Annotated in this window: 23 protein-coding genes; 2 read left to right on the forward strand and 21 right to left on the reverse strand. The window is 34.4% G+C overall.

What is annotated here, in order from left to right:
* Positions 1 to 28: 28 nt before the first annotated feature.
* The gene (locus BLP50_RS10970) at positions 29 to 697 is read right to left on the reverse strand and encodes a Pr6Pr family membrane protein (RefSeq protein ID WP_090154663.1); all 669 of its coding nucleotides are present in this window, start codon (positions 695 to 697) and stop codon (positions 29 to 31) included.
* Between the two features lie 146 nt (positions 698 to 843).
* Between BLP50_RS10970 and BLP50_RS10975 the strand changes: the two genes are divergently transcribed.
* Positions 844 to 1,623 carry a transposase gene (locus BLP50_RS10975; RefSeq protein WP_090154665.1) on the forward strand — a complete coding sequence of 260 codons (780 nt, stop codon included), beginning with the start codon at positions 844 to 846 and terminating at the stop codon, positions 1,621 to 1,623.
* Between the two features lie 9 nt (positions 1,624 to 1,632).
* On the opposite strand, the gene BLP50_RS10980 is transcribed toward BLP50_RS10975, so the two are convergent.
* The 10 genes from BLP50_RS10980 to BLP50_RS11025 form a co-directional block, all read right to left on the reverse strand.
* Positions 1,633 to 2,322: a DUF4230 domain-containing protein gene (locus tag BLP50_RS10980; RefSeq protein ID WP_090154667.1), complete on the reverse strand. Its 690-nt coding sequence runs from the start codon at positions 2,320 to 2,322 to the stop codon at positions 1,633 to 1,635.
* Positions 2,322 to 3,176, reverse strand: a complete 855-nt coding sequence (locus BLP50_RS10985; RefSeq protein ID WP_090154670.1) for a hypothetical protein — start codon at positions 3,174 to 3,176, stop codon at positions 2,322 to 2,324. Before BLP50_RS10985 ends, BLP50_RS10980 begins: the two co-directional genes overlap by 1 nt.
* Before the next feature lie 154 nt (positions 3,177 to 3,330).
* Entirely contained in the window at positions 3,331 to 4,296 is a 966-nt protein-coding gene (locus tag BLP50_RS10990) for an ABC transporter ATP-binding protein (RefSeq protein ID WP_090154672.1), read from the reverse strand.
* 2 nt (positions 4,297 to 4,298) lie between these two features.
* A complete protein-coding gene (locus BLP50_RS10995; protein ID WP_176753764.1) occupies positions 4,299 to 5,123 on the reverse strand; it encodes an ABC transporter permease in 825 nt (274 codons plus the stop codon).
* A 2-nt stretch (positions 5,124 to 5,125) separates the two neighbouring features.
* Positions 5,126 to 5,917 (reverse strand): ABC transporter permease, encoded by a 792-nt coding sequence (locus tag BLP50_RS11000; protein ID WP_176753765.1) that lies wholly within the window; start codon positions 5,915 to 5,917, stop codon positions 5,126 to 5,128.
* Between the two features lie 77 nt (positions 5,918 to 5,994).
* The gene (locus BLP50_RS11005; protein WP_090154678.1) at positions 5,995 to 6,537 is read right to left on the reverse strand and encodes a hypothetical protein; all 543 of its coding nucleotides are present in this window, start codon (positions 6,535 to 6,537) and stop codon (positions 5,995 to 5,997) included.
* Between the two features lie 22 nt (positions 6,538 to 6,559).
* Complete coding sequence (locus BLP50_RS11010) at positions 6,560 to 7,162, reverse strand: hypothetical protein (RefSeq protein ID WP_090154680.1); 603 nt, start codon at positions 7,160 to 7,162, stop codon at positions 6,560 to 6,562.
* Between the two features lie 13 nt (positions 7,163 to 7,175).
* Positions 7,176 to 7,571, reverse strand: coding sequence for a hypothetical protein (locus BLP50_RS11015; protein WP_090154682.1), 396 nt, complete (start codon positions 7,569 to 7,571; stop codon positions 7,176 to 7,178).
* A 269-nt stretch (positions 7,572 to 7,840) separates the two neighbouring features.
* On the reverse strand, positions 7,841 to 11,083 hold the full coding sequence (locus BLP50_RS11020; protein ID WP_090154684.1) for an NlpC/P60 family protein: 3,243 nt from the start codon (positions 11,081 to 11,083) through the stop codon (positions 7,841 to 7,843).
* 35 nt (positions 11,084 to 11,118) lie between these two features.
* Positions 11,119 to 11,865: a hypothetical protein gene (locus BLP50_RS11025; protein ID WP_090154685.1), complete on the reverse strand. Its 747-nt coding sequence runs from the start codon at positions 11,863 to 11,865 to the stop codon at positions 11,119 to 11,121.
* A gap of 163 nt (positions 11,866 to 12,028) precedes the next feature.
* Here BLP50_RS11025 and BLP50_RS11030 point away from each other — a divergent pair, with 163 nt between their 5' ends.
* Entirely contained in the window at positions 12,029 to 12,445 is a 417-nt protein-coding gene (locus BLP50_RS11030) for a hypothetical protein (protein ID WP_090154687.1), read from the forward strand.
* An 83-nt stretch (positions 12,446 to 12,528) separates the two neighbouring features.
* Here BLP50_RS11030 and BLP50_RS11035 read toward each other — a convergent pair whose 3' ends face one another.
* The 10 genes from BLP50_RS11035 to BLP50_RS14340 form a co-directional block, all read right to left on the reverse strand.
* Positions 12,529 to 15,033: a VirB4-like conjugal transfer ATPase, CD1110 family gene (locus BLP50_RS11035; RefSeq protein WP_090154689.1), complete on the reverse strand. Its 2,505-nt coding sequence runs from the start codon at positions 15,031 to 15,033 to the stop codon at positions 12,529 to 12,531.
* A gap of 32 nt (positions 15,034 to 15,065) precedes the next feature.
* Entirely contained in the window at positions 15,066 to 15,458 is a 393-nt protein-coding gene (locus tag BLP50_RS11040; RefSeq protein WP_090154691.1) for a PrgI family protein, read from the reverse strand.
* Positions 15,455 to 15,664: a Rep family protein gene (locus BLP50_RS11045; protein WP_090154693.1), complete on the reverse strand. Its 210-nt coding sequence runs from the start codon at positions 15,662 to 15,664 to the stop codon at positions 15,455 to 15,457. The genes BLP50_RS11040 and BLP50_RS11045 overlap by 4 nt, the downstream gene beginning before the upstream one ends.
* A gap of 44 nt (positions 15,665 to 15,708) precedes the next feature.
* Positions 15,709 to 16,974 carry a hypothetical protein gene (locus BLP50_RS11050; RefSeq protein WP_090154695.1) on the reverse strand — a complete coding sequence of 422 codons (1,266 nt, stop codon included), beginning with the start codon at positions 16,972 to 16,974 and terminating at the stop codon, positions 15,709 to 15,711.
* Positions 16,975 to 17,046: 72 nt separating this feature from the next.
* Entirely contained in the window at positions 17,047 to 17,406 is a 360-nt protein-coding gene (locus BLP50_RS11055) for a hypothetical protein (protein ID WP_090154697.1), read from the reverse strand.
* A 162-nt stretch (positions 17,407 to 17,568) separates the two neighbouring features.
* Positions 17,569 to 18,024, reverse strand: coding sequence for a hypothetical protein (locus BLP50_RS11060; RefSeq protein WP_090154699.1), 456 nt, complete (start codon positions 18,022 to 18,024; stop codon positions 17,569 to 17,571).
* Positions 18,025 to 18,036: 12 nt separating this feature from the next.
* Positions 18,037 to 19,158, reverse strand: a complete 1,122-nt coding sequence (locus tag BLP50_RS11065) for a transglutaminase domain-containing protein (RefSeq protein ID WP_090154701.1) — start codon at positions 19,156 to 19,158, stop codon at positions 18,037 to 18,039.
* A 12-nt stretch (positions 19,159 to 19,170) separates the two neighbouring features.
* On the reverse strand, positions 19,171 to 20,811 hold the full coding sequence (locus BLP50_RS11070; RefSeq protein WP_090154704.1) for a hypothetical protein: 1,641 nt from the start codon (positions 20,809 to 20,811) through the stop codon (positions 19,171 to 19,173).
* A gap of 169 nt (positions 20,812 to 20,980) precedes the next feature.
* Positions 20,981 to 22,381, reverse strand: a complete 1,401-nt coding sequence (locus BLP50_RS11075) for an Mbeg1-like protein (RefSeq protein ID WP_090154707.1) — start codon at positions 22,379 to 22,381, stop codon at positions 20,981 to 20,983.
* A partial coding sequence (locus BLP50_RS14340) for a hypothetical protein (protein ID WP_176753766.1) occupies positions 22,374 to 22,832 on the reverse strand: 459 nt, incomplete at its 5' end. The genes BLP50_RS11075 and BLP50_RS14340, both read right to left, overlap by 8 nt.

A 22,832-nucleotide genomic window follows, 5' to 3' on the forward strand; every position in this document is an offset into this window, starting at 1 on the left:
CTATAAGAAATGCACATTGACGCAAAAACTATTTTTTCCTACGGCCAAAGAGCTTATCTATGCCTACAAACAATAGTCCACCTACAGCAAATATTGCTGTCAAAATAACGCACCATTTTAAAACGCCCATATTTCCAACTCTATCTGGATTCAAGAAAAAGTATGGGTAGATAAGTGGGTCCGTGCCAAGATAATTTGTAATAGTTGAATCAAAACTATGTGCTGCTGCATGAATAAATACATAGCCTAAATAAGCTATAGGAAACAACACCGAAACAAATGGATAAAATAACTTTGTCTTGCCTCTCTCATAGAATAAAAACCAGTCCAGTGTGTACATAATAGGCAGCACAACATGGGCAAGAACACTTGCTATTTTAAAGTTTTCTGCAGGATTTCTCCCTGGCACATTAGCAAGCAAAATGTTGAACACTAAAAATGTTAGCAAGATTCCAAGCATACCTATAAACTTAAGCGCTGGGCTAACAGTTACATAGCTATTTTCTTTTTTTCGAGCTGTCTGTATAAGTTCAGCAAACATAACGAATATGCAAAAATAATTGCTGAGATTGGTATACATAATGTAAAAATCCCATCTGAAAACATGCTCAAAGAATCCAAGGCTTGCTGCTACTCCAACAACGCCCAGGGTACAATATGCTGTCTGGTAAATTAACTGTGTAGTTCGATTTTTCATAACTTTTTCCTCCTTAAATGGTCCTAGGGGACGGGGTTAGTGGTCCATTTTTCAAATTCATATTGTTTTTCCTTTTAAAATGTTATACAATGCAGAATATCTTTTTTCTAAGTATTTAAATACATTCAAAACAAAGGAGTAAATATATGCCAAGAAAACCCAGAATCATGAGTTCTACGGGCATATATCACATCATACTTCGTTCTGTTAATCAGCGCATAATCTTCGAAGAAGATTTCGACTTCCAAAAATTCCTACTAATATTATCTGATTGTGAAAAGAATTATGATACAGAGATATATGCTTATTGTTTAATGGATAATCATATTCATCTATTACTTTATATTTCAAATGACCAATTATCCAGCTTCTTCCAGAGCCTGGGTACAAAATTTGTCAGATGGTATAACTGTAAATATTCACGCAGCGGACATCTTTTCCAAGACCGCTTCTATAGCGTTGCAATAGAAAGTGAAAAATCTTTCTTATCCGTAATTAAATACATTCATGACAATCCTGTCGAAGCAAACATGTGTCGTTTTCCTTCCGAATATCGTTGGAGCAGCTTTAATGCATATTATGGAGCGAAAAATCCCTTAATCAACATATCAAAAGCTTATAGCATCGCTGGTTCAAAGGAATCTCTACTGCATTATTTTGCAAAAGAAAATGTCTCCCCCGAATCCCTTTTATTCAAAAACGATTACCAAAATGTAAGTCATTTTCTTACGGATGAAAAAGCTCTAGAAATATTCAAATCACTAACTCAACTACCATCAACATCTGATGTATCCTCCCTTGGAAAACCTGAAAGAAACAATTATGTTAGAGCGTTAAAAGCTAAAGGATTAACAATCAAACAAATAGCTCGTCTCATGGATATATCAGAAACCACCGTTAAAAGAATTTGCAAAGTGACCCACTAACCCCGTCCCCTAGGTCCACTCTATCTTGAGTTCATAATCGCTATCAACCGCCTTAACTACAGGATAATAAATATCGTAAACTGCTTTTAAGGCCAAGTCATCTGCCTGTTGTCCATTGCTATAGACATCGAATTTTTCTTTTAATCTTTTTCTTAATTCTTTTTCGATTTTATTGTAATCGGACAGGGTGAGCTTGATGTCTCCTATGGCCAAAAATCCACTTTGCTTATCACCTATCTCCACCTCGTTTGGGTCTATCTCTATTGTGTCTAAAACTGGGTGTGGGATCTTAATGGTCACTGTATGATTTTGGACATCCTCAACTATATTGCTTTTTCCTAGTTGATCCAATTCGATTACGAAACTACCTTTTCCGGTATACTGTACAGTTTGATATTTTTTTGATGGTTCCCAATCTAAGAAATCAAACATCCTATCTTCGATTTTATAGCTAACTGTTCCCTCCTGCTCAAATACCACAAGCTTTCTGGTTTCTGATGGTTTTGACAGTATTACATCGGAAAAGGATACTCTCACACCGCTATTGCTGAGAATAATCGTGTTAGGATCTACCATTTCCACCCCATCATCATAAGCGGATACATTTTCGCTTTTTCTAGTCACAGAGATAATAATTATTAGAAGGGAAGCTAATAATAATGCAATACTAATTGCTCTAAGTATATATATCTTTTTCACTATTCAGCCTCCTCTATCTCTGTCTCATTGACTGATTCTTTATCTAGCTTTACTTTTAATACTTTTGGCACTCCCATTCTAAATCCCTCAAATTGAAATAGTTGATTTAGAATCCAGAGCAATAATAAAAATGTTGCTACAGGAATGACAAAATATGCCACCACCAAAATGGCCAAGGAATTAATAAACTTGCCTAACATTCCCTTGTAATAATTAAATAAATCTTTTACTCCATCTATAGCAGTACTGAAAATCGCTGATATCTTCTCATAGAATCCTTTATCAGCCTCTGTACCTGATAAGTCTTCAACTTTATCCGTTCCTTCTTCTGCGGATGTCACTGTTTCATTCACATATGTCATGCCACCATTACACAGCCAATTAGATATAGTTGTGCTGCAAGGCACTGCAAAAATAACAACCAGCGATAACACAATAATCTTTTTTGCTATTATCTTGAATATTTTCTTATTGGTCAGCAAATATGCTATCAGCAAAATTAAAGCAATAGGTACCAAAATCTTAAATGTCACTGGGATACCCTTAGATATCAGAAGACCTTCCAAGAAAAGCATTCCTAACAATAACACAAAATATTTATTCAAATCTGCAATTGTATCTGCAAGTGGTGTTCCCCAGTCATCTGGTAACATAGAGATAATAAATGACAATCCTATAGTTGCTCCAGTAACTTTCATTACTACAGATTTAGATTCCTCCAATGTTGAAACAGACTTTTCAAATACAGGTAGCTTAACAGCCTTTGAAGAAGCCACAAAAAATGAAAAGACAGTCAAAAAAATCAACAACGCTATTTTCGCAATAAAAATATTTTTCTTTAATCTTGCATCCATTATTATTCTCCTCAAAGTAATTTTTTCGTATTATTTTACCCTTTTATTAAAAAAAGAGCCATAGCCTAATTATGGACCAAGGGGACGGGGTCAATGGTCCATTATCTGACAATTTTCTTAAAAATGGTCCACTAACCCCGTCCCCTTGGTCCACCTATGACCCGTATGCAATCTTTATGATATCATCAATACCTGCCTCTTCAATAGAAACATCCTTGATATTCTTTTCTTTGGACAGGTCGGCGATAATTTCTGCCGCAGTGGTCTCCTGCTTCATAAATTTGTATTTTGCTATATTACCCTCATGCTCAATCATCTCGCATCTAGCATGCTCAGGTGCAGCTTCATCATAGTACTCTACCACAAGTGTCTTGTATGGCGCGATTCCATCTACTATCTGAGAAAGATTTCCATCCTCCATCATCACACCGTGATTTATAATGATTAGTCGTTCACACAATTCCTCGATATCACCTAAATCGTGGGTGGTAAGTATTACTGTTGTCTTTTTGATTTTATTAATTTCCTTGATAAATGTGCGAAGGGCAAACTTAGATGACACATCAAGTCCAATGGTTGGTTCATCTAAAAATAGCACCTTTGGAGAATGTAGCATTGCTGCCACCAAATCCCCCTTTACTCTCTGTCCTAGTGACATCTGGCGTACAGGTTTATCTACAAGCTCCTTGATACCAAGTATCTCATCCATCACATCGAGTGTTGCCTCATAGTCTTTCTGCTGAATCTGGTAAATGTGCTTAAGCAGCTCAAAACTTTCTCCCAGTCTCAGATCCCAGTTGAGCTGAGAACGCTGTCCAAATACAACGCCAATGTTTCTTACCACTTCTTTTCTATGCTTTGTAATATCCTCACCATTGATATACACACTTCCATTTGTAGGAGTCAGGATTCCTGCCATCATCTTTATAGTGGTACTTTTTCCTGCACCATTCGGCCCGATAAATCCAACTATTTCCCCCTCACCAATGCTAAAGGATAAATCCTTAACAGCATGTATTTCTTCGTAATTACGTTTTACAAGTCCCTTTAGCGCACCTGAAAGTCCAGGTGCTTTTTTCTTGAGTAAATAGTCTTTGCTTAGATTTTCAACTTTAATCATATTTAGTTACCTGCACTTTCGTATTTTTTGAGTCCCGATGTAAAATAAGCTCCCGCTAATATCATAACTACAAGCCCTACCACCAATGTCACAAATGGCACTGCGAGCCCATTTAACACAGTATTTTCAACGCCAAGCAATGCTGACACCGGGTAGAATGATACCCATCCTACTGGAATCAAATATGTCAAAATAAACTGCATACTTTCAGGATACATTGATATTGGATACATAGTGGTCTTGTCCATTATCTCCTGTGTGTACTGGCCAAAATCCACTGCACTTCTAGTGTGAAAAGATGTACTTCCAATTAGGATATATATGCCGCCTCTTATGAGGGTTGCCCCCACCAACATGATAATTACCTGTATCAGAAAAAGTGGCGTTATGGCAAGCTGACATTTTGCGCATCCATAAATAAATACAATAATTCCAGGTATCAAATCTGTAATTCCAAATATATTTATATTTGTAAAAAAGAATTGATAAAGCACGCCAAGTGGTCTGGTCAAATATTGATCGAAATCTCCATAAATCACATAGTAGCCCATAAACCATCCCTGGACGAAAAATATCATAGAAAGAGCGTGGGATATAACTGAAATTCCATATAAAAATGCTAGCTGCCCATAGTTCCATCCATTTATCTCTCCAAATGACTCCACCACGAATTTTATGATTGCAAATCCCATGATAAACTGGAGTGGATTTGATATAAGCCATCCCGCAATGCTTGATGGATATTCTATTATTGTCATAAATGCCATCTTGATACATTGGCCCGTCACGTCCATATAATGGCACAGTTCTTTAAATCCTTTTTTCATCATCAACCTCCCTGTACCATCACTTTTCTAGTTGCACGCTTCTGAACATATAGGAAAAGAGCGGCAAGAATTACCAGCCACACAAACTGTATTCCCATTCCCCTAAGCTGTTCAGCTCTATCACCTTTTCCTATATAGATAGAAAGCGGTAATTGATAAATATAAACAAATGGAAGTGCTTCTAAGACATTTGCCACCTTCTCTGGGAAAAACCAAACAGGAATAATACTTCCAGACAAAAGTCTAAGAAGATGCTTTTTCACCTGAATAAGAGCGTCAATATTAATTGCTGTAAATGCAATCATTCCAAAGAGAGCCGAAATCAGCCAGTTAATCAAAAATGATTCCACAACTGAGATTATAAACAACGGCAGAGCAGAAATATCCGCCATCTTTGGCACCTTTATAAATAATGAACCAATAATAAAAATGGGAACCATGTTTTGGAAAAACAGCGCAATGATACTTCCAATATCCTCAGCAAAATACCCACCAAAAATGTTAATAGGTCGCATCATATCTGTGGCTACAGTTCCCTTAATTACACTCTGTTCAATTCTTTTTTCCACATTTGTGATTAAAAGCACGGATAACAACGAAGATATGATTATATATGTGAGCATACTGTCAGCATCCACCCCTCCTACAGTTTCCTGTTTTCTATAGAGAGCCTTCCAGAAATAAGCAGAGGTAATCATGATGATTGTCTGCATAATGATATTGCCATAGACATTAAACTCATATGTCATGGTTTTAATTATTTGAGTCTTAAGAATATACATGTATTTTTTCATTTGCCTTCTCCCAACATGTTTCTTATTATACACTTTTTTTGTAGTGCGGCAATAAATAACCCAGGGGGACGGAGTCATTAACATATTACTCTAAGTAATCGCTCTGCAAATGTATCAGTTGATACAAGCGGAATACTATTTAAAAAGCAAGATTCAATTTCAAGATTAAAAGTATCTTGTTCTTCTATAGAAGTGTATATAGTGGGAGGAACAAATACGTCCGTCTGATAATTAGTCTTTGTATCTTCAGCTTTTAATTTGTAATATCCAAGAATATTGGTGTCTTCGCATTCATTATATTTTCTTATACATTTCAAATTTAGAAATTGGTTAGTTGAACTACATTCCTTCTTATACTTATGTTTTCCATAAAGGGATAGGATCTCTATCGCAACAATAGAAGACATGATACATATGGCCATTTCATTTATTGAATCTTTAAATGTTATCCCAATTATTATAAAGACAATAAGCATGGCATATAAAGCGAATTCAAGCTTCGCAAAACGCTTTAAATATTGTCTCTTCATACGAGTTTTTTGGGTGTGCGACAAATTATAGATAGATAAACTATTTCTATCTTCCATTGTTAAAATCGGATAACCGCCTGATATAATCATCTTTATACCTCATCTATTCTTACTACCAATACTTCAAAACTTGTTCTATTTCTCTTTTTCTTACAGTTCTTTTATTAATATAGGAAAAAATGCCATTAATAATATGTACAACCATCCAGAGACTGTATACTACTATTACGGAAATAGTTAAAATGGCTTCGCCTAGATTAATACCGTTTACAAAATGCATTAGTACTATTAGAGCGATAATTCCAATCATAGTTAATATTTCAAAAAAGCCTTCTCTTTTATAATGCCTAAAAGAAATAGGAATCTTGATTTGAGAACCATATTTTCTTGATTTAGACCACACAAATATTTTCTTTTGCGTTTTAATATAGTCCCTTGATGAATTAAGAAAAATAAAAGCTAAATCTAAGTCAACCATTATTCTATATAAATAATCATGCTCAAATAATTTATATTTTGAAATAAAAGCAGCAATGTCTTTATCTATAAATAGTACATAGACAATAAAAACAAGCTGGATAAATTTCGCTAAGAAATCTGTAACATGACATGAGAATAAAAAGAAATCATTAATAGAATGAATCTTCTTTCTTTTATAGCTTACAGAGATTTCATTAGGATCATAAATTTGCTTTCTTGGGATTTTTACCTTCATATTTCAAATAGCATTACTTGACAAGAGTAAATCCTTTCTTAGCAGCAAGACTTTCTCCCTCATTTAAGTAAATTGATTCTTCATCCGAAATCTTTTTCTGCCTGCCCATATTGGTTAAATACATTTGCATAAGATCTGCCTCTGTAAGGCCTAAAGACTCTCCTAGATTAATACAAATAGATTCTAGCGCCTTAGCAGTACAATTCAGCTCCTGAGTCTTCATGGCTACTTCATCAAATATTTCTCCAAGTTCTGTCTTTGCAATTTCTTTAGTAACAACTTGATAAAGAGGATAATCATCCTCATCCTGCTCTATTACTATCTTTTTTTCCACGCACCTTTTTGCTCTTGCCTTTGCTATTGATAGCATATAATCAATACTTCCATCTTTAGGTAATGGATAATTCATTTTTACATACCTCCTATTTTATAAAAATGTGTTCAAAAGACTCTATCTTATCCCTTTTTGTATTCAGTATCATCACTTCCAAAATCAAACGATATTAATTTGTAAATGAACTTTACAACTGCCCCGCTTACTTTCTCAATAATCTTTGAAATCTTATCAAACATTTTTCCACCTCCACTAATTTAGTTGCTTTTAATGAGTATTTCTGTTTACTCCATATAAATAATGGAAGTAGATTATTTTTTATGTTATTTTTCAATGAATTTTCTTTACCAGTAATTCCATGTTTGAGGATATTTATCAATGCTTACTATTTTTTGAACCACAGAACCGCTCCAATTTGCTCCTCTGCTACAATGAACAATGTAATGTCCAGGACCCGATTGTTCAATACCGCCAACAGTATATCCTGGAATACCTTCGGATAAATAACCCAAGTAAATTACCACATGTCCTGTATATGTATTATGTTTTTTATCCCCCTCGCTATGTGATATTGCTGAACCTGCAGTCCTATTAGAAGAACCTTTATAGCTTGCAGCAAGCATACCTGTAGTATCTATTCCAAGAGTTCGATAAATTACTCCACCGACGAAGCCTGAACAGTCTGTTATACCTCCTGTGTGGTAATATCCATTTGTATGACCTTTTAATGAATAGGTCCAATTACCAACCTCACTTAAAGCCTCTTCTATTACATCAAGCTGGGTTTGCCCTATATCCGGATAAGACTTTTTTATCTGTTTCAAAAGGTCTTTGATTTGGGATTTGGTTAATCGCGCACCTGCTCCTGTAGGAAATGCTACATCAAAGCCTTCCCACAGTTCGTTTGCATCACCATACGGAACTTCATTAACTCCCTGACTCGGGTCATCATCAACATAATAAGTTCCGTATACATCAGGTAAGTCCTTAAATTCAGAAGTCCAGCTTCCATCTTCTTTTACCCAACCACCAAACTCTTCTACATCATCTTTTTTCGTTGCTGTAGCATCCGAACTAAAGGTGTTAATAAACCAATCTATCAGATTTCTAACACCAATTACTAGCCATTCGGCAGGTGTTTTGAGGTACTGTGTAAATCCCCAATTATCCACTTTATTAGTCCATGCCTTTTGCCAGTCCTCAAAGGTTTTATATTCCTTTGCTTTAGGCGTTGATGAAGTACCAACTGACAATTTACCATCAACATATTCGCTGGCTGTATTTGAAAAATCAGATGCGTCTAAATATCGCGGTATTGCAAACGCATCATGCTTAGCTAGATTCTCATATGTCATATCCATAGTAAGTGTCACTGATGGGCTAATATGACCTCCACAATGGCCTAAACATATATAATAGGTTGTGTAACAAGACTCTGAATGCTTGTGTTCAGGTATAGAACATGTCTGTATACCTTCATGAAAGCAACCGCCATTATGTTTATGTTCTCTTTGCCGACAAGTAAGAACTTTTACTGGTGTACAGTGATCACATTTTCCACAAGCGTCATAAGGCACTTCATTTGCAAAAACTCCAACTGATGTCATATCAGGATTCACCTCGGCGCCTAATGTCTCTAAAGATGCTGTCAAAAATGTACCAAACTCCGCTCTTTTTTTATTAACAGCTGAATTATATTCCCTAGAATATCCATGAATATAAACATTTGAACATATTTCCTTTGGCCTAGTAACTTGAACTACAGCAGCTTTCTCTGGAGTTGCGTCTTCTGTATGGATTGAAACTTCACCTTCATATAAACATTCCTCTTTACACTCTTCTATGTCCTCATAGCCATAAACTACATCACCATTTGCATCACGCAATGCATCATGACTATATATGTACATCATATATACATAACCCTTAACGGTAAAATAGTTATTAAAATCAATTTCTCCCAGGAACCTTTTATGGGCCATTGAACAAATTGCTTGTAAATTGGCAGATACACCCGGAAGCTCATATCCATCCACAACCCCCTTTTCTGTTGAATATATCTTTGTCACTTCAGCTTCATCAACTTGTTTTGTCCAAGCCAAATTATCCGAAGGAACCGCAGTATCATCAGATAAGTAATATGTCTGAGCATCGTTTTCCAGTGCCAATTCAAGCTCTGCTGCTAAATCAACGCTGGTTTCATTAATAATAAGCTGCATATAATTGGTCGCACCAAGAGCATCAGCCAACATATTTGCAGGATTATAAGCTGTTGCAAAATGAGCTAAAAGACCACAAACGCCACTTACTACACCTGAAATAATTACTGGAAGCACAATAGGAATAACCGCAATTAAAATCAGAGTTCCGATAGTCTTCTTCACTTTTCTTTTAATCGCATTCACAAGATTATTGAAAAAATTAATCGGATTATGTTGATAAATAAATCTAAATGGCGCCGTTATTCTTCGGCCCATTTTAAAAACAAATGAATTTCTAACTCTGCTACCCAGATTATATTTAAAACGAAGTAATTTAATCTTCGCTCCTTGTAACTTATATCTTGCTTTTGTAAGAGCATACATTTTTGATGAAGGATTCATACCTTTCATTCTTTTGTTTAGTCTTGCTCGTTTTAAACCAGCACGTTCTCTCGCTCTAATATTCCTAGCCTGTTTTCTTTGTCTTTTAGCTGCCAGTTTTTCTCCAGCACTTTTCTTTCTGATTTTGTTTGAAACAGCAGTTTTAGTATTTTTTCTATATTCTTTACGAGCCTTTTTTGTGTTTGTATTTTTAATATAATTAGAATTTGCTCCAATTCCAGTTGCCTTTGAAATACCAGCGGCAATTGCATGCACCGGCTTGCTTGTTGCAATATTAACTGCTGTATTAGCAACCATTTTTGTAGAAAAGCGGACTGTAGCAATGGCGGCTTTTCCTGACATTTGATAAAATCTTACACCTCTTGTTATGTCTTCGCCCATTATATATTGACTTACAAGGGCGCGGCCATATGCTCGATTTCCACCATTAATATTTTCATTCAAGCCATTTTTTCTATAGAAATCAAGTTGGCCTTGTAATTGCTGGGCCAATTGAGTGTTGCCAGCTTGTCTAGCTTTATTAATAGCTCTTACAACGTTATTAACTGAAAATGAATTAATACGTGCATCTTTGCACATTTTACTTTCTAGCTTAGACTTCATCTCTTTCATGGCTTGTACTTTGTTTTTACCAGCGACACAATTAGAAATATCATTGCCCTTGCCATAGCCTAAACTTGAAAGTATTGCTTTTGTATTGGCATCACTAAAATCAATATGATTGTAGCTATTTATCGCTCTAGATTCTGTATAATGATAGCCAATAGAATCACTAACAGCCATGATTTTTAACAGTCTTTCACTATTATCATAACCAACATTGTTCTCTCTATCTTTTCTACCGTTGGTAGCAACGTCGGCAATTTGCTCTCGTAAACTCGTTGAATTTCCATTCCCCGAATTTACTCGACCATCAATAACCGCATAAATTGTAGCTCTAGTATTGGAACTATGTGTTTCTCTATCATTAGAATTTGTAGCCATAAAACTTCTCCTTACTTTTTGGCTAATTGCTTTTTTTAATCAATAAGATCGTCTCTTGCTTGTGTTGTATTATATTTTTCATCTGTAGCTTGAAGTAATGCCGAAGCTTTAATAGAACATACATCGATATCATTTCGCTTGATAAAATTAACTGTATCAAGAGAGATAAGCATTTTTACTACATTGCCACCAACCTCTTCATCCCCCAAATACTCTTTAATTGCTCTATCTGTGGGAAGCTCTCTAGTTAAATAACAAATCAGGGGATTGATAATATTAACTTCATAAATATCTGGGTTAACTTCTTCGGAATGAATATCACCGATGTTTTCTCTTTCTAAGAGATTAATCATAAACACCGGTATATCGAATTCCTCGTTTGCTAAATTTTTAGACTGTTCTTCATAAAAATTATTTAGTCGTCTCCAGAAAATTCTAAGAGCCGGATCAGTATGAGAACCAAAGTAAATAGAAAGTGTTGCAAGATCAGGATGCAAAACGTCGTAGCTTAGAACAACCTTTTTAGGCATAAGTTGATATACGTTATCTGCCTCAGCTGAGTATTCTTCGTTCTCATTCATCTTATAACTCTGATAGCTGATAATAGCTTTTGATTGTTCTGAAGGGAGAATTCCAGACAGTCTTGAACAGAAATCTTTGATAATTTCCGGGGTTAATTCTTCATTTTCAGGTCCTTCTGAAATTGAAATTTTACTTCTACCATATGTTGGTGAGTTTTCCATATGTTCTATGGAGTGCTTATAGTATTCTGAATATTCCATATTCATCTCCTTTTCTCAAATAGATAATGTAGAAATTAATAGTCTTAATAAATAATGGGAAAAAAGTATTTTAAGCAGATAAAATATGTTAGAATACCAAGGATGTTTTTTTATAATACGACATTATTTAATCTGAAAATAAAAACATTACGAGGATAAGATTATGAAGACATTATTAATTATTGGTTCGTTATTTCTTTCAATAGGAATTGCTGTTTTTATCTATGTAGCAATAGTTGAAAAGGTTTTAGCCGTAATTGCAGATAAGCTCTATGATAAGCGTTATATCTCTTTTACAGGAACACAAGTAGCAAATAAACTATGTCATCCATTTTTTATGATTTTTATTCCAATGGCATTTGGAACAATTGTCTGGTGCATAGGCGCTTATTATTTAGCCCATGATATACTTATGAAGGCATTTCCTGTAATAGCCGTTATTGCAGGTTTCTATGTATTTATATTTATCTTAGATATCATCTCTAAGCTTCTTTCAATTGGTCTTATTATTATTCGTTTCATATTGGTTGTAATGATAATAGTGATAACTATTTATTCTGTTATCCAATGCTTTTGTTAACACAAAACTTACAATATAAATATATACCCCTTTTTCTGGACGCCTTTATGGCAACCAGAGAAAGGGGTTATTATTATGACATTCTAATCATCTATCTTTGTTGTTATTGCATCAAATATCTTACCCTTAGGGAAATCATCAACAAACGGAATAGTCTGATTGGCTGTATATATCAGTCCTCGACCAGGTACATCAGTTGAGATGTAGCTTATATCTGATTCAGACAATCCCATTAGATTCTGTAAAATACCTCTATTGATTGGAGCTTGTCCAAGAAGATAAATAAATGACGAGTTATTAATGATAGCTCTAGCACCTGGAGCATTTAAGAACTCTTCAACATCCTGTGTGATAGCTGCTGGAGCACCAAGGAACTTACGACATCTTTTCCAAATCTGAGTTAAATAATCAGCAGAACTTTGGGTTTTAAGAAGTAAATGTGCTTCATCAAAATAAGCGTATGTCTTCTTTTTTGATCTACTATTTCGCTGCATCGAATTAAATATTTCTGACAAACAAACTTTAAGACCTAATTCCTTAAGGTTTGAACCTATATTTTTAATATTGTAAATTGTAAGACGATTATCTACATCTACATTTGTCTTATGGGCAAATACATCATAAACACCCGTAGTATACTGCTCCATAATAACAGCAAGCTCTTGCGCTTCTGGCTGTTCCTGACTAAACAATTCGTCGAAAAGATTTACTAATGTTGGGCAATATGCTCTATCAATAGTTGGACGACGACCATTAGCATCTGGTGGAAGCTCTTGCAAGTGAGTTAAGTATGGTCTATAGATATTTGTCAAACAGCGGTTGACAATAGACTTCTGCGTTGGAGTAAGTGATGCATTATATCCAATCATTGTCTCAAGCAAACCACAAACAAAGTCAATTTTCATTGATACAGGATTAATCCCTGGATCTGCTGATGTATCAATATCCAAATCAAGTGGATTGATATAAATACCATTGCCCGGAGAAATATTAATTACAGTTCCATTAAGGGCACCTGCAAGTGGGGAATACTCACCATCGGGATCAACAATATAAATATCTGCATCGGAATTTAGGAATACCTGAAAAATCTCGCGTTTTGCGGAGAATGATTTACCTGTACCCGACATACCCAGGAATAATGCATTGTAGTTAGTTGCCTTCCAGCGGTCATATACAATAAGCGATTTATTAATAGTATTTACGCCGTAGTATAAACCATGCTCGTCAAATTTATTGATTTCATCAAATGGCATCATAATACCAAGTGATTCCGTAGTATACATTACCTCTTTGTTAAGAAGCCTGTCTTGCCCTAAAGGAAGAGCTGTCATAAGTGCTCTCTCCTGCTCAGAAAATGCTACAGTCATCTTACACATCATTTTTTCAGCAGACTGCTTTATCTCTTTTTGCTGAATATTTAAGGCATCCATATCCTTGGCAAAATGGGCGCCAACAAAATTTGCGTAGAACAATTTTTGATCGCGGTTATTAATATCATCTTGTAACTGTTCAATGGTTTCTTGACGCTTTCTAAGGTCTGCATTAATAAGGTTTGGATCCTTACCTTTTGAAGCTCTATCATCCATTTTGGCTTCAATCTCGGCGGATACATTTACGGCCTGATCAGAAACTTTTTTAATAGCTGCTGCTTGCTCAATTGGCGAAATATGAAGTGTAAACACCGATGGAAAACTCACTTCAATAATAGATGAAATAAAATTGGCATTAAGCCAATTTGCTACACCTGAAAGATATAGCGATTGTCCTACATTATCATTAATTTCAAATCTATTGCTATAGAACTTCATATAATCAGGGGCTACAATATCTTTAGGTGTAAGTCCCTTTTTCTTTAAATACTCAAGGTCCAGATGTGTCTTTCCCTTTTCATCATGTGTAAACCAAAAGTTTGGTTCATCATTTAATAATTTAGAAATAATCTCTAGTCTTTCAGCTGTATTTAACTCTTTAAGAGGCATTTTTGTTATCTTCTCAAAATTATGGGAAATCTCACCTGAAAGAGTTTCGATACGCTGTACTGCTTTATCAACAGAATCTGCCGAAACAATAAATGTAAGGTATCTTTTGGTTGAAATAGAATTACGTGATTTCTTCATATTTTCGGTGATAATAGTAGACATTTCTTTTCTATATTCATCGAAAACATCTCCTTTCTCAATAGGGAGAATTGGAGCAAGTTTCTTATCGGGATCTTCCTGTTCATTTACAAATGTGAAGAAGATATCTTCCTCCGGCTGACAGATATTTAAGAATGATGTATATGCTTCATAAATTGTGAGCTGCTCTTCTTCATCCTTTGTTCTAAACGAAATATCATCAAATGCAAATGATTTAGAAAATCGCTTTGGACCAATCTGGAAAATACCAGTATCCGCAAGTACACATTCCCAATCAAGAGTATCCTGCACAGTATGAACTACCTTTTTAGCTGTTTTTTTCTTCTTTTGTTTCATTTCAGCAGCGGCAGAATCTCTGTCGTCACCGTTTTTATTTTTTTTGCTAGAAGTATCTACCTTTCCCTTAGCTTTTGTATTCTCATTCTTCTTTTTAGAAAATAGACCCATGCGTTAAACTCCTTGTTTAAAAAATAAAGTGTTTAATAACATTTTATTGTTTTTGATTTTTTTGCTCTGTCTTTAAGATCAGAGCTTTTTAAAGGCTTATTAAATTCTTTTTCATGTTCAGCACGATCATAAGCCTTTACTCTAACTGCTGGTTTCAAAAAATTATCTTGTAATATTGGAATAATAACTTTTTCTAAAGGTTGTCCAAAAGGTTTAACATTACCCCAAGCAAAAAATACAATTAATATTGCCGCAGCCACATAAAATTTAATCTCTTTAGGCACGTAACTTGGCAGAATTTTTAAATCTATCATTGCTGCCAAACTCAATCCCGCACCATAAATTATTGTTTGTCTTGCAGTAAAATTACCTACTAATTTAGCTTCGTATTTCAATATATCCTGTGGAATTGGAGCACCAATCATGCAACCACCTCCTTAAATGAATCTACAAGCGCTGTGAAATATTTAGTTTTAGTTGAAACCACATTAAGACCTAATATACCGAAGGTTTCTTTTGCATATCTTGTCAATTCATTAAAACTTGAAATCTTTTTTGCTTGAATATATTCGGTTAAATTATCAAGAACATTCTCATAATCATTACCAGCAGAAGTTTTTGTCATATCCATATGCTAACTCCTTTTTTCTAAGGGCCCTACAAGCCACGTTATTATTAAGCGCCAAATACGTCATTTGTTATTCCGATTGATTTAAACATTACCGAAACCATGGAAAAACCTATACCTAGCAGTATTATTAAAGCTCCCATAATATCATCACCACCTAATATGGAATCGGAAGCACTTGTTATGATGTAGGTCGCTACAGATGATATAGCTACAAGCACCGCTACTTGAGCACATACGGCTAAAAATTTCTTTAAATATCTTCCACCTGCACCTCTCCAACCATCATCGGCTAGAAGCCCCATTGCAACTGGAATAAATATTCCTCTAATACTCATTTCAAGTAATCTTGAAAATGAAATAAAATACATGACCGCAAGCATAGCAGCAGCTGCTAGGCAAATTAAAAGGCCTGAAGGTAGGACTGAAGCAAGGTTAACAATACCTTTTACCATATCAAGGGAACCGTCTACTGGAAGGGATGCCACATCAGCTTCAAACAACTTTCTTGCCATATAATTCCCCCAATCAGTACTATCAGAATAGGTAGCCCCTGTACTTTCCAAGTACGTCTGTAAATATACTCCCAGTTCATTACCTATGTTATATAATGCTCCGTATATCTTATCTGCATTTACTATAAATGCAGCGGCAATAAAGAAACGAGCAAAGTGTTTTATAAAGGTTTCAATTGTCAATCTTTCTTCTTTAGCTAATTCAATGACTGATGTCAGGAAGAATAAAAGTGTAATTGCGAAGCCTACCGGTTTTAAACCTTCAATAGCATTTTTTACAAAGCTAGTAAGCGCGGATTGTATTGTTGCGATATAAGAACCTTCTCCAGTACCAGACATAATATCTGTAGCTGAACTAGTTGCATGGTAAATAAATTTTAGAGCCTTACCATAAATACCCCCTCCACCAATTGTAAAAGTTTGATACCAGTTAGAAGCATCATCCCAAGTGTATGATTCTCCACCACCTGTTGTATAGGTATCTGTTTGCCAACTAGTTGAATTAATATCATCTTCACTTAAAGCTGATTCAACTGAAAATGATGTTGTGTTACCACTGCTTGAAGACAAATTATTTTGTACGTTTTGCAGTGTAGGAAGTATAAATACACCAAAAAACAGGAATACTGCTCCAAGAACTACATCCTTACCACCGGCATGTAATTCATCACCATTGCTATTTCTAAAACCAGCAATAATTTTAAATACGCCTGGAAGAACAAAAAATACTCCAATAACAGATATAATCATTGAAAGAATGTTATAAAAGTCATTAAAATATGTATTTAAATTTCCCATGTTTGTCCTTTCTTACAAAAAAGGGACATCTTCTATAATAGAAAAGTCCCTTTTTCTTTTCCCATAATAGTTTTAGAGTGCCTGAGAAATAAGCTCAGAGATTGAAGGCCAAGCAAAGACTCTAAAGAAGATAAGCGCAAGACCTACGATTACTCCCTTTGCAGAATCATGAATATCATCGCCTCGACCTTCCTTGAATGCTGTAAATACCTTGTATGCTGATGGAAGAAGGTAATACAAACCAACAAGTGCGAATACTGTTACCAAAAGAGTTGCGATAGAAATTGCACCATTCTGGATTCCTGAAGAATCCGAAGACGCTGCAAATGCTGTAATTGGATGGCATATTGCTGTTGCTGTTGTTGCTCCCATCACATACGCTCTACCAGCCCTTGTTTTAAGTGACGAAAGAACAGAATTACTTTTTTTCATAAATTTTAACCTCCGTTTTTAAAAATAAAGATTTTGTTATTCCATGAAGAATCCATTTATTGTTCTTCTCTTAAGTAATGGGAATGGAATATTTTTTATAGTAAAAAAACGTGGATTTTAAAAATTTTTTTCGTAAAAATAATATGCAACCCCGCCCAATTATTATCCCTCTTGCCTAATTAACTGTAGTTCTTCTATAAACAACTCTTTTGTAATAAGTTCATTTTTAGCATTATCAAGTTCCTCTTCTATAGCTTTTAGCTTACGTTCTAATTCTTTAATTCTTCCGCTATCAGTTTTTTCAACTTTGCCTGAGAGCATGTTAAGAGTTATACCTTTATACGCTTTCAAAAGCATATTAATAAAGAATGCATTGAGCAGAATTATCAAAAGGCCAACTACTCCAAGGATTTTTTCTACATATAAATATGTAGCCCAGGAATCCGCGTTAAAATTAATAATTGATACAGTCATGTCTGGATTATCCTTTAAAATATCAAAGCAATCATTAAGAGACATAATGTGTTTCATTGAAACGACAAATAGGATTCCTACATAAACGCTTAATATAATTGTTACTAGGATTACATAAAGAACATTTAGTTTTTTCTTTTTCATATCTGCTCCTTATTAGAAAAATATAGTTATAGTATGAAAGCGGGATGAATCAATATATTTTATAGATGTTGAACTATAATACTTTGCTATATATCCTCTATCAAAAAGAATTTCTTCGGCAGCTAACAAACCATCTTCTGTTGCAAAACAAAGAGTTAAATATTTATCACCATCTTCCAAACTGGCAACAATTTTCTTTTCAATCACTGCATCATCAAATACCTCATAATAAGAATTGTCTTTTATAAAATAACAAAGATCTGTTGCATTGCATGAAATCGTAGTACATGAAGGAACGTAATCCGTCACACAATCTGGCAGAACATTGAAATATGAATAATTGACATAACTTATTTTTTCATCATCTAAAATGAATTTACTATCACCATTTGTTAAATCCGACATGTAATAATTGTTATCTATAATACTTACATTCCAAGAATGATTTTCTTCATCAACTACGCCATAGATAGTGGCACATGGAATCCCACACTTTTGCATCAAATATGAGTATCCTTGAGAATATCCCCCGCAAACAGATTGATTAAATAAAAATACAGATAACATATCCTGATTATGAGTTGTATCAGTCACATAGGATGTGTTTTCTATTACTTTTTCAAACAAATATTTTGAAATATCATATTCGTTGTAAGTATCAGGTATTTTTTCAATCCAGCTATTTGCCACATCATCTGCCTTAGAAAGTAATTCCTCATATGAATCTTTATCTTCTGTGTAACTTGGATAAATAATAAAATTATTCCTATCAACAATATTTGATTTGTCTTTATATACATATCCTGATATATAAAAGATTTCCGGATGATCTGAAAGTATATTTCTATATGCCAATTCGATGTCTTCTTCCGAGCCACTTACTATCACTTCGCTTTCGAAGTTCTGAAATGCCAAAAGGAGTTCATCGTATATTTCTTTGCAGTTATCAGATAACAAATCGTAACAAATTGTATTGACGGACGTAGATTCTCCAGCAATGGCGGAAGTTTTTATTTTATCATTGGAATTTTGTCCGTCGGTTGAATCATTTGCTTTAAATGAAAAACCCGAACAAGCTACCAAAGAAATGATGATAATTGCACATAATGCTAATGTATGAATTGTTCTTTTCATAAATTTAGTCCTTTAATCGAGAATATCTTCCCCCGATTCGTTATCATCCGAATCGCTATCGGGAATAACTATATCTTCTTCCTTACTTATAATTTCAGAAGATGCTGTTTCTCCTGAAGAGCTATTTTTTGAATCATCTTCTGTAGATTCATTATTAGTAACCTTGTCTTCTGCCTCTCTTGATAAGCTATCGTCTACAGATTCTTCTGAAATATTGCTTTCATTTTCAATTTTTTCTACTTCGAGTATTTCTCCATAACTCTCCGCTTCTAATACCTCATCTTCAGATCCAGTTTCAATATCATATGATTTGGAATCAATATATTTTGTATAAACAGCATCATGAGTTACAATCTCTTCAACATCGGACCAATCCATATCACTAATTTTAGGATGGTCAATATCATAAAACTCTGGAATGATTACCTTAGAACCTCTTAACAAACGACTAGATGAACTCATTTGATAATCAGTTCCGTCTTTCTTTGATAAGATGTTAAATGTAACAGTGTAATAATATTGATTCTCTATTCCTGTGATAGTAAGAATATCTCCATCAAACGAATCACTATATCGAAAGGAAATCGTCTTATCTTCTACCGAAAAACTATGTTCAATTTCATTTTCTCCATAAAAAACATTGTAGTTATGACCTGCAATTCTTTCTATGTCTTCATCAGTTAATTTGATGGTAACAAGCAAATCATATCCTTCAATTGGAGTAAAAATATTGTCATTTCCATCGACTATAGAAAGACCAGTTACAATCTGAAAATATGGATGTTCAATAAAATTTGATTCTGTATCTTCATTACTCCATGCCTCTAAAATTGGTTCTTTAATTGAATCTGGTGCGCAGACATCATAATCAAGAACTAATTTAGAACCTGCTGGTAACATTCCAGATACGGTAATCCGTGACTCTTCGTCAGTTAATTCCTGATAACTAAGCTCAAGCCCTTCATTTAATACTGTAATATTCAATGTAGGGTTTGATAAACCATCAACAATCTCATATGAAGTAGATACATTAGCTTCAAGAGTATACGATAAAGTCTCGTCGTTTAAATTATTAGTATCGTCTTTTGCGATATTTGAATAATCATCATAATTAAAGCTTATGTCGATACTGATTTCTTCATCTTCATCTTTACCTTTTACTATCGCCGTAACTGTTTTGGGAAGAGCCGCTTCTATTTCTTCTATTGAAGGCGTACAATCGAATTTAATATTAGATAAAGGCTCAAATTTGATAATTTTCCCAAGGTCTTCATCCTCCTCTTCGATGAGCTCTTCCTCCTCTTCGATGAGTTCTTCATCTTCATCAAGATTTTCATCCTCTTCGATTGGGTTGCCATCTTCATCAAATAGCTTTTCTTGCTCTAGTACTTCTTCATCATCTGAAAACTGTTCTGTTTCCACAGTATCTTTTTCATCACCATCCTTTTCATTTGAGTTTTCGTCTTCTAAAGTATCTTCTGACTGACTGTTAGAAGATTCATTTATCTCCTGTACAGTGTCATTCGAAACCTCTTCGCTTTCTTGGGTGGATTCGACAATTGTTTCTTCTGGCATTTCTTTTGCAAATGCTACCAGAGTACTATTTGTTATCATTAATCCAGCCATTAGCATTGAAAATAATTTTCTTTTCATAATTGTCAGTTCCTTTTCTTGTGGTTTTATAAAACAATTAGTGACACTTATTTAAATAATGGTTTTAATATTTTTTTTGAGTTTTTATTTTGAAATTTAAATAAAAAAAACTAGAGGACGGGGTTATAGGTCCAAAAATAAAATGGACCACTAACTCCGTCCCCTAGTTTCATCTTTCACATTCCACATCCCATTGTGGTTGCTCTATACTAATCACCTGATTAATAGTCTCCGCCTCCGGTTTATGGGATTTGAACATATATTTTTTTTCATAAGGATCTCGTTGTTCGGTAATTATCTTTTTTGATTTTAATGAATCTTGCGATTCTAGTGTTGGAAATTCAATAACATTTTCATCCGTTTTTACATTGTAGACTGTCTGTTGATTGTCTATACTTTCAGTATTATCTTCCCCTGTATCTTTTAAGCCAAAAGTTCGAAAGAATCCTCGCCAATCTTTCAGTGTCACATTCTCTGTTTTGCTAAACTGTATGGCCTCTTTGAATATTCTTATCAAATTAATAAAATTGCCACCTTTAGCTTGCTGGATCGCTTTTAATAAACTTCCGTTACCTAAAAAATCACCTAAAAAAGGGCCTATATAATTAACAATCTTTTCTACATCTTCTGGCTTTCCCTTATCCATCAAATACGTCGTAAACTTTCGTAATAAAGCCGTGTATCTATTCTCATTCGTATTTACGAATACTGGACTCTTGTCAGAACCATTTAACTCCATTTTCCCATCCTGAGATTTAAACATAGAAAATGGGGTATGAAACTGCGCCCATTTTTGCACTCCATAAGCTTCACAATACTTTTGTTCAGAATTTGGAATTTGCTTCATTAACACATGTACAAAATCTCTGTCTAATGAGTAGTTTGTAATCTTGCTGCCATGTTTTTCTATTTGTGATTCATATCCTTTTAAGAATTCATTGGAAAATCCCTGTCCATCCATTCCTATGCACTTAGATATTTTGTCTGAATCTGAGACTATAGTTGTGTACATGGCTTTGTTTCCACCCTTTGAATGGCCTACAAGTACTATGTCATCAAAGTATTTCTCGTTTCTCTGAAAAAACTTTAGAGCATTATCTTGGCAGGGCGTATCTTTTTGATAAATTGCTTTGACATTATCGTCCCACTCCTCATATCCCGTAGTACCTTTGTAAGTAATTATTCCTTGCTTAGTAACTGGCTCTTGATAACATATTTGGAGATTATACTTTTTACCTTTTTTTGTAGTAATTTGCTCTGAATCCTTTACAACTAGATTCTTTAGCTCTTCATCGCTCCTAATTGTTTCTATAATGTTCGCCCAATCTTTACCACTAATTAAAGCGCCATCAACAATATTTTGTTTTTCTTCATTTCCGATATTGAATAATGTCTTTTTCCTGTAGTTGCGAAGGTTATTGAGGGCTGTTTCGTCGAAATCTTGCAGAATATCTTCAACAGTTACTTCCTCTATTATATCTAGAATTTTAGAATAAATACCAGCCGCTCTAAGCACATTTTCATCTATGTATGTAATATGTTCTAGCAATGCAAGCTTTTCATCAGTCATTTCTTCTCCATCCTTTTCCTTCTCGCCGATCAATTGGTGTGCTCATATAAAGGCTCTTAACATCATCCGTATCAAAACTTCTATTATGCTCTTTAGTTGTTATTTGATCTACAACTGGTTTCTTAAAAGAATACATATATATTTTGCAGTATCTAGGTTCATCGCTAATTATAGATACGATTTTTTCCATTATTGAATCTGTAACAACAGAGTCAGAATTATCAATATAAATAGTTGTTGAAAAGGCCTCAACCACTCCCTCATCAGAAACTCCAGTCAATTCAACAAACATCTTGTAATTCTGACCTTCAAAGATTCCAGCAAGTTTTTCTTCCATTTCTTTTTGAACAATTGGAGTCTGAATAACCCATGCATACTCATCAGTAAATCCAAATCCCTTTGGTTCTACAGCAAAGCAATCTACTTCCGGATCATCACCTTCTGCATAAAC

The sequence above is a fragment of the Pseudobutyrivibrio sp. AR14 genome (assembly GCF_900101325.1).
Lineage (GTDB): Bacteria > Bacillota > Clostridia > Lachnospirales > Lachnospiraceae > Pseudobutyrivibrio.

Bases quoted from the DNA above. Each gene is read 5' to 3' on its own strand.
- BLP50_RS10970 (WP_090154663.1), bottom strand. From the start codon at position 697: ATGAAAAATCGAACTACACAGTTAATTTACCAGACAGCATATTGTACC.
- BLP50_RS10975 (WP_090154665.1), top strand. From the start codon at position 844: ATGCCAAGAAAACCCAGAATCATGAGTTCTACGGGCATATATCACATC.
- BLP50_RS10985 (WP_090154670.1), bottom strand. From the start codon at position 3,176: ATGGATGCAAGATTAAAGAAAAATATTTTTATTGCGAAAATAGCGTTG.
- BLP50_RS10990 (WP_090154672.1), bottom strand. From the start codon at position 4,296: ATGATTAAAGTTGAAAATCTAAGCAAAGACTATTTACTCAAGAAAAAA.
- BLP50_RS10995 (WP_176753764.1), bottom strand. From the start codon at position 5,123: ATGAAAAAAGGATTTAAAGAACTGTGCCATTATATGGACGTGACGGGC.
- BLP50_RS11000 (WP_176753765.1), bottom strand. From the start codon at position 5,917: ATGAAAAAATACATGTATATTCTTAAGACTCAAATAATTAAAACCATG.
- BLP50_RS11005 (WP_090154678.1), bottom strand. From the start codon at position 6,537: ATGATTATATCAGGCGGTTATCCGATTTTAACAATGGAAGATAGAAAT.
- BLP50_RS11010 (WP_090154680.1), bottom strand. From the start codon at position 7,162: ATGAAGGTAAAAATCCCAAGAAAGCAAATTTATGATCCTAATGAAATC.
- BLP50_RS11015 (WP_090154682.1), bottom strand. From the start codon at position 7,571: ATGAATTATCCATTACCTAAAGATGGAAGTATTGATTATATGCTATCA.
- BLP50_RS11020 (WP_090154684.1), bottom strand. From the start codon at position 11,083: ATGGCTACAAATTCTAATGATAGAGAAACACATAGTTCCAATACTAGA.
- BLP50_RS11025 (WP_090154685.1), bottom strand. From the start codon at position 11,865: ATGGAATATTCAGAATACTATAAGCACTCCATAGAACATATGGAAAAC.
- BLP50_RS11030 (WP_090154687.1), top strand. From the start codon at position 12,029: ATGAAGACATTATTAATTATTGGTTCGTTATTTCTTTCAATAGGAATT.
- BLP50_RS11035 (WP_090154689.1), bottom strand. From the start codon at position 15,033: ATGGGTCTATTTTCTAAAAAGAAGAATGAGAATACAAAAGCTAAGGGA.
- BLP50_RS11040 (WP_090154691.1), bottom strand. From the start codon at position 15,458: ATGATTGGTGCTCCAATTCCACAGGATATATTGAAATACGAAGCTAAA.
- BLP50_RS11045 (WP_090154693.1), bottom strand. From the start codon at position 15,664: ATGGATATGACAAAAACTTCTGCTGGTAATGATTATGAGAATGTTCTT.
- BLP50_RS11050 (WP_090154695.1), bottom strand. From the start codon at position 16,974: ATGGGAAATTTAAATACATATTTTAATGACTTTTATAACATTCTTTCA.
- BLP50_RS11055 (WP_090154697.1), bottom strand. From the start codon at position 17,406: ATGAAAAAAAGTAATTCTGTTCTTTCGTCACTTAAAACAAGGGCTGGT.
- BLP50_RS11060 (WP_090154699.1), bottom strand. From the start codon at position 18,024: ATGAAAAAGAAAAAACTAAATGTTCTTTATGTAATCCTAGTAACAATT.
- BLP50_RS11065 (WP_090154701.1), bottom strand. From the start codon at position 19,158: ATGAAAAGAACAATTCATACATTAGCATTATGTGCAATTATCATCATT.
- BLP50_RS11070 (WP_090154704.1), bottom strand. From the start codon at position 20,811: ATGAAAAGAAAATTATTTTCAATGCTAATGGCTGGATTAATGATAACA.
- BLP50_RS11075 (WP_090154707.1), bottom strand. From the start codon at position 22,381: ATGACTGATGAAAAGCTTGCATTGCTAGAACATATTACATACATAGAT.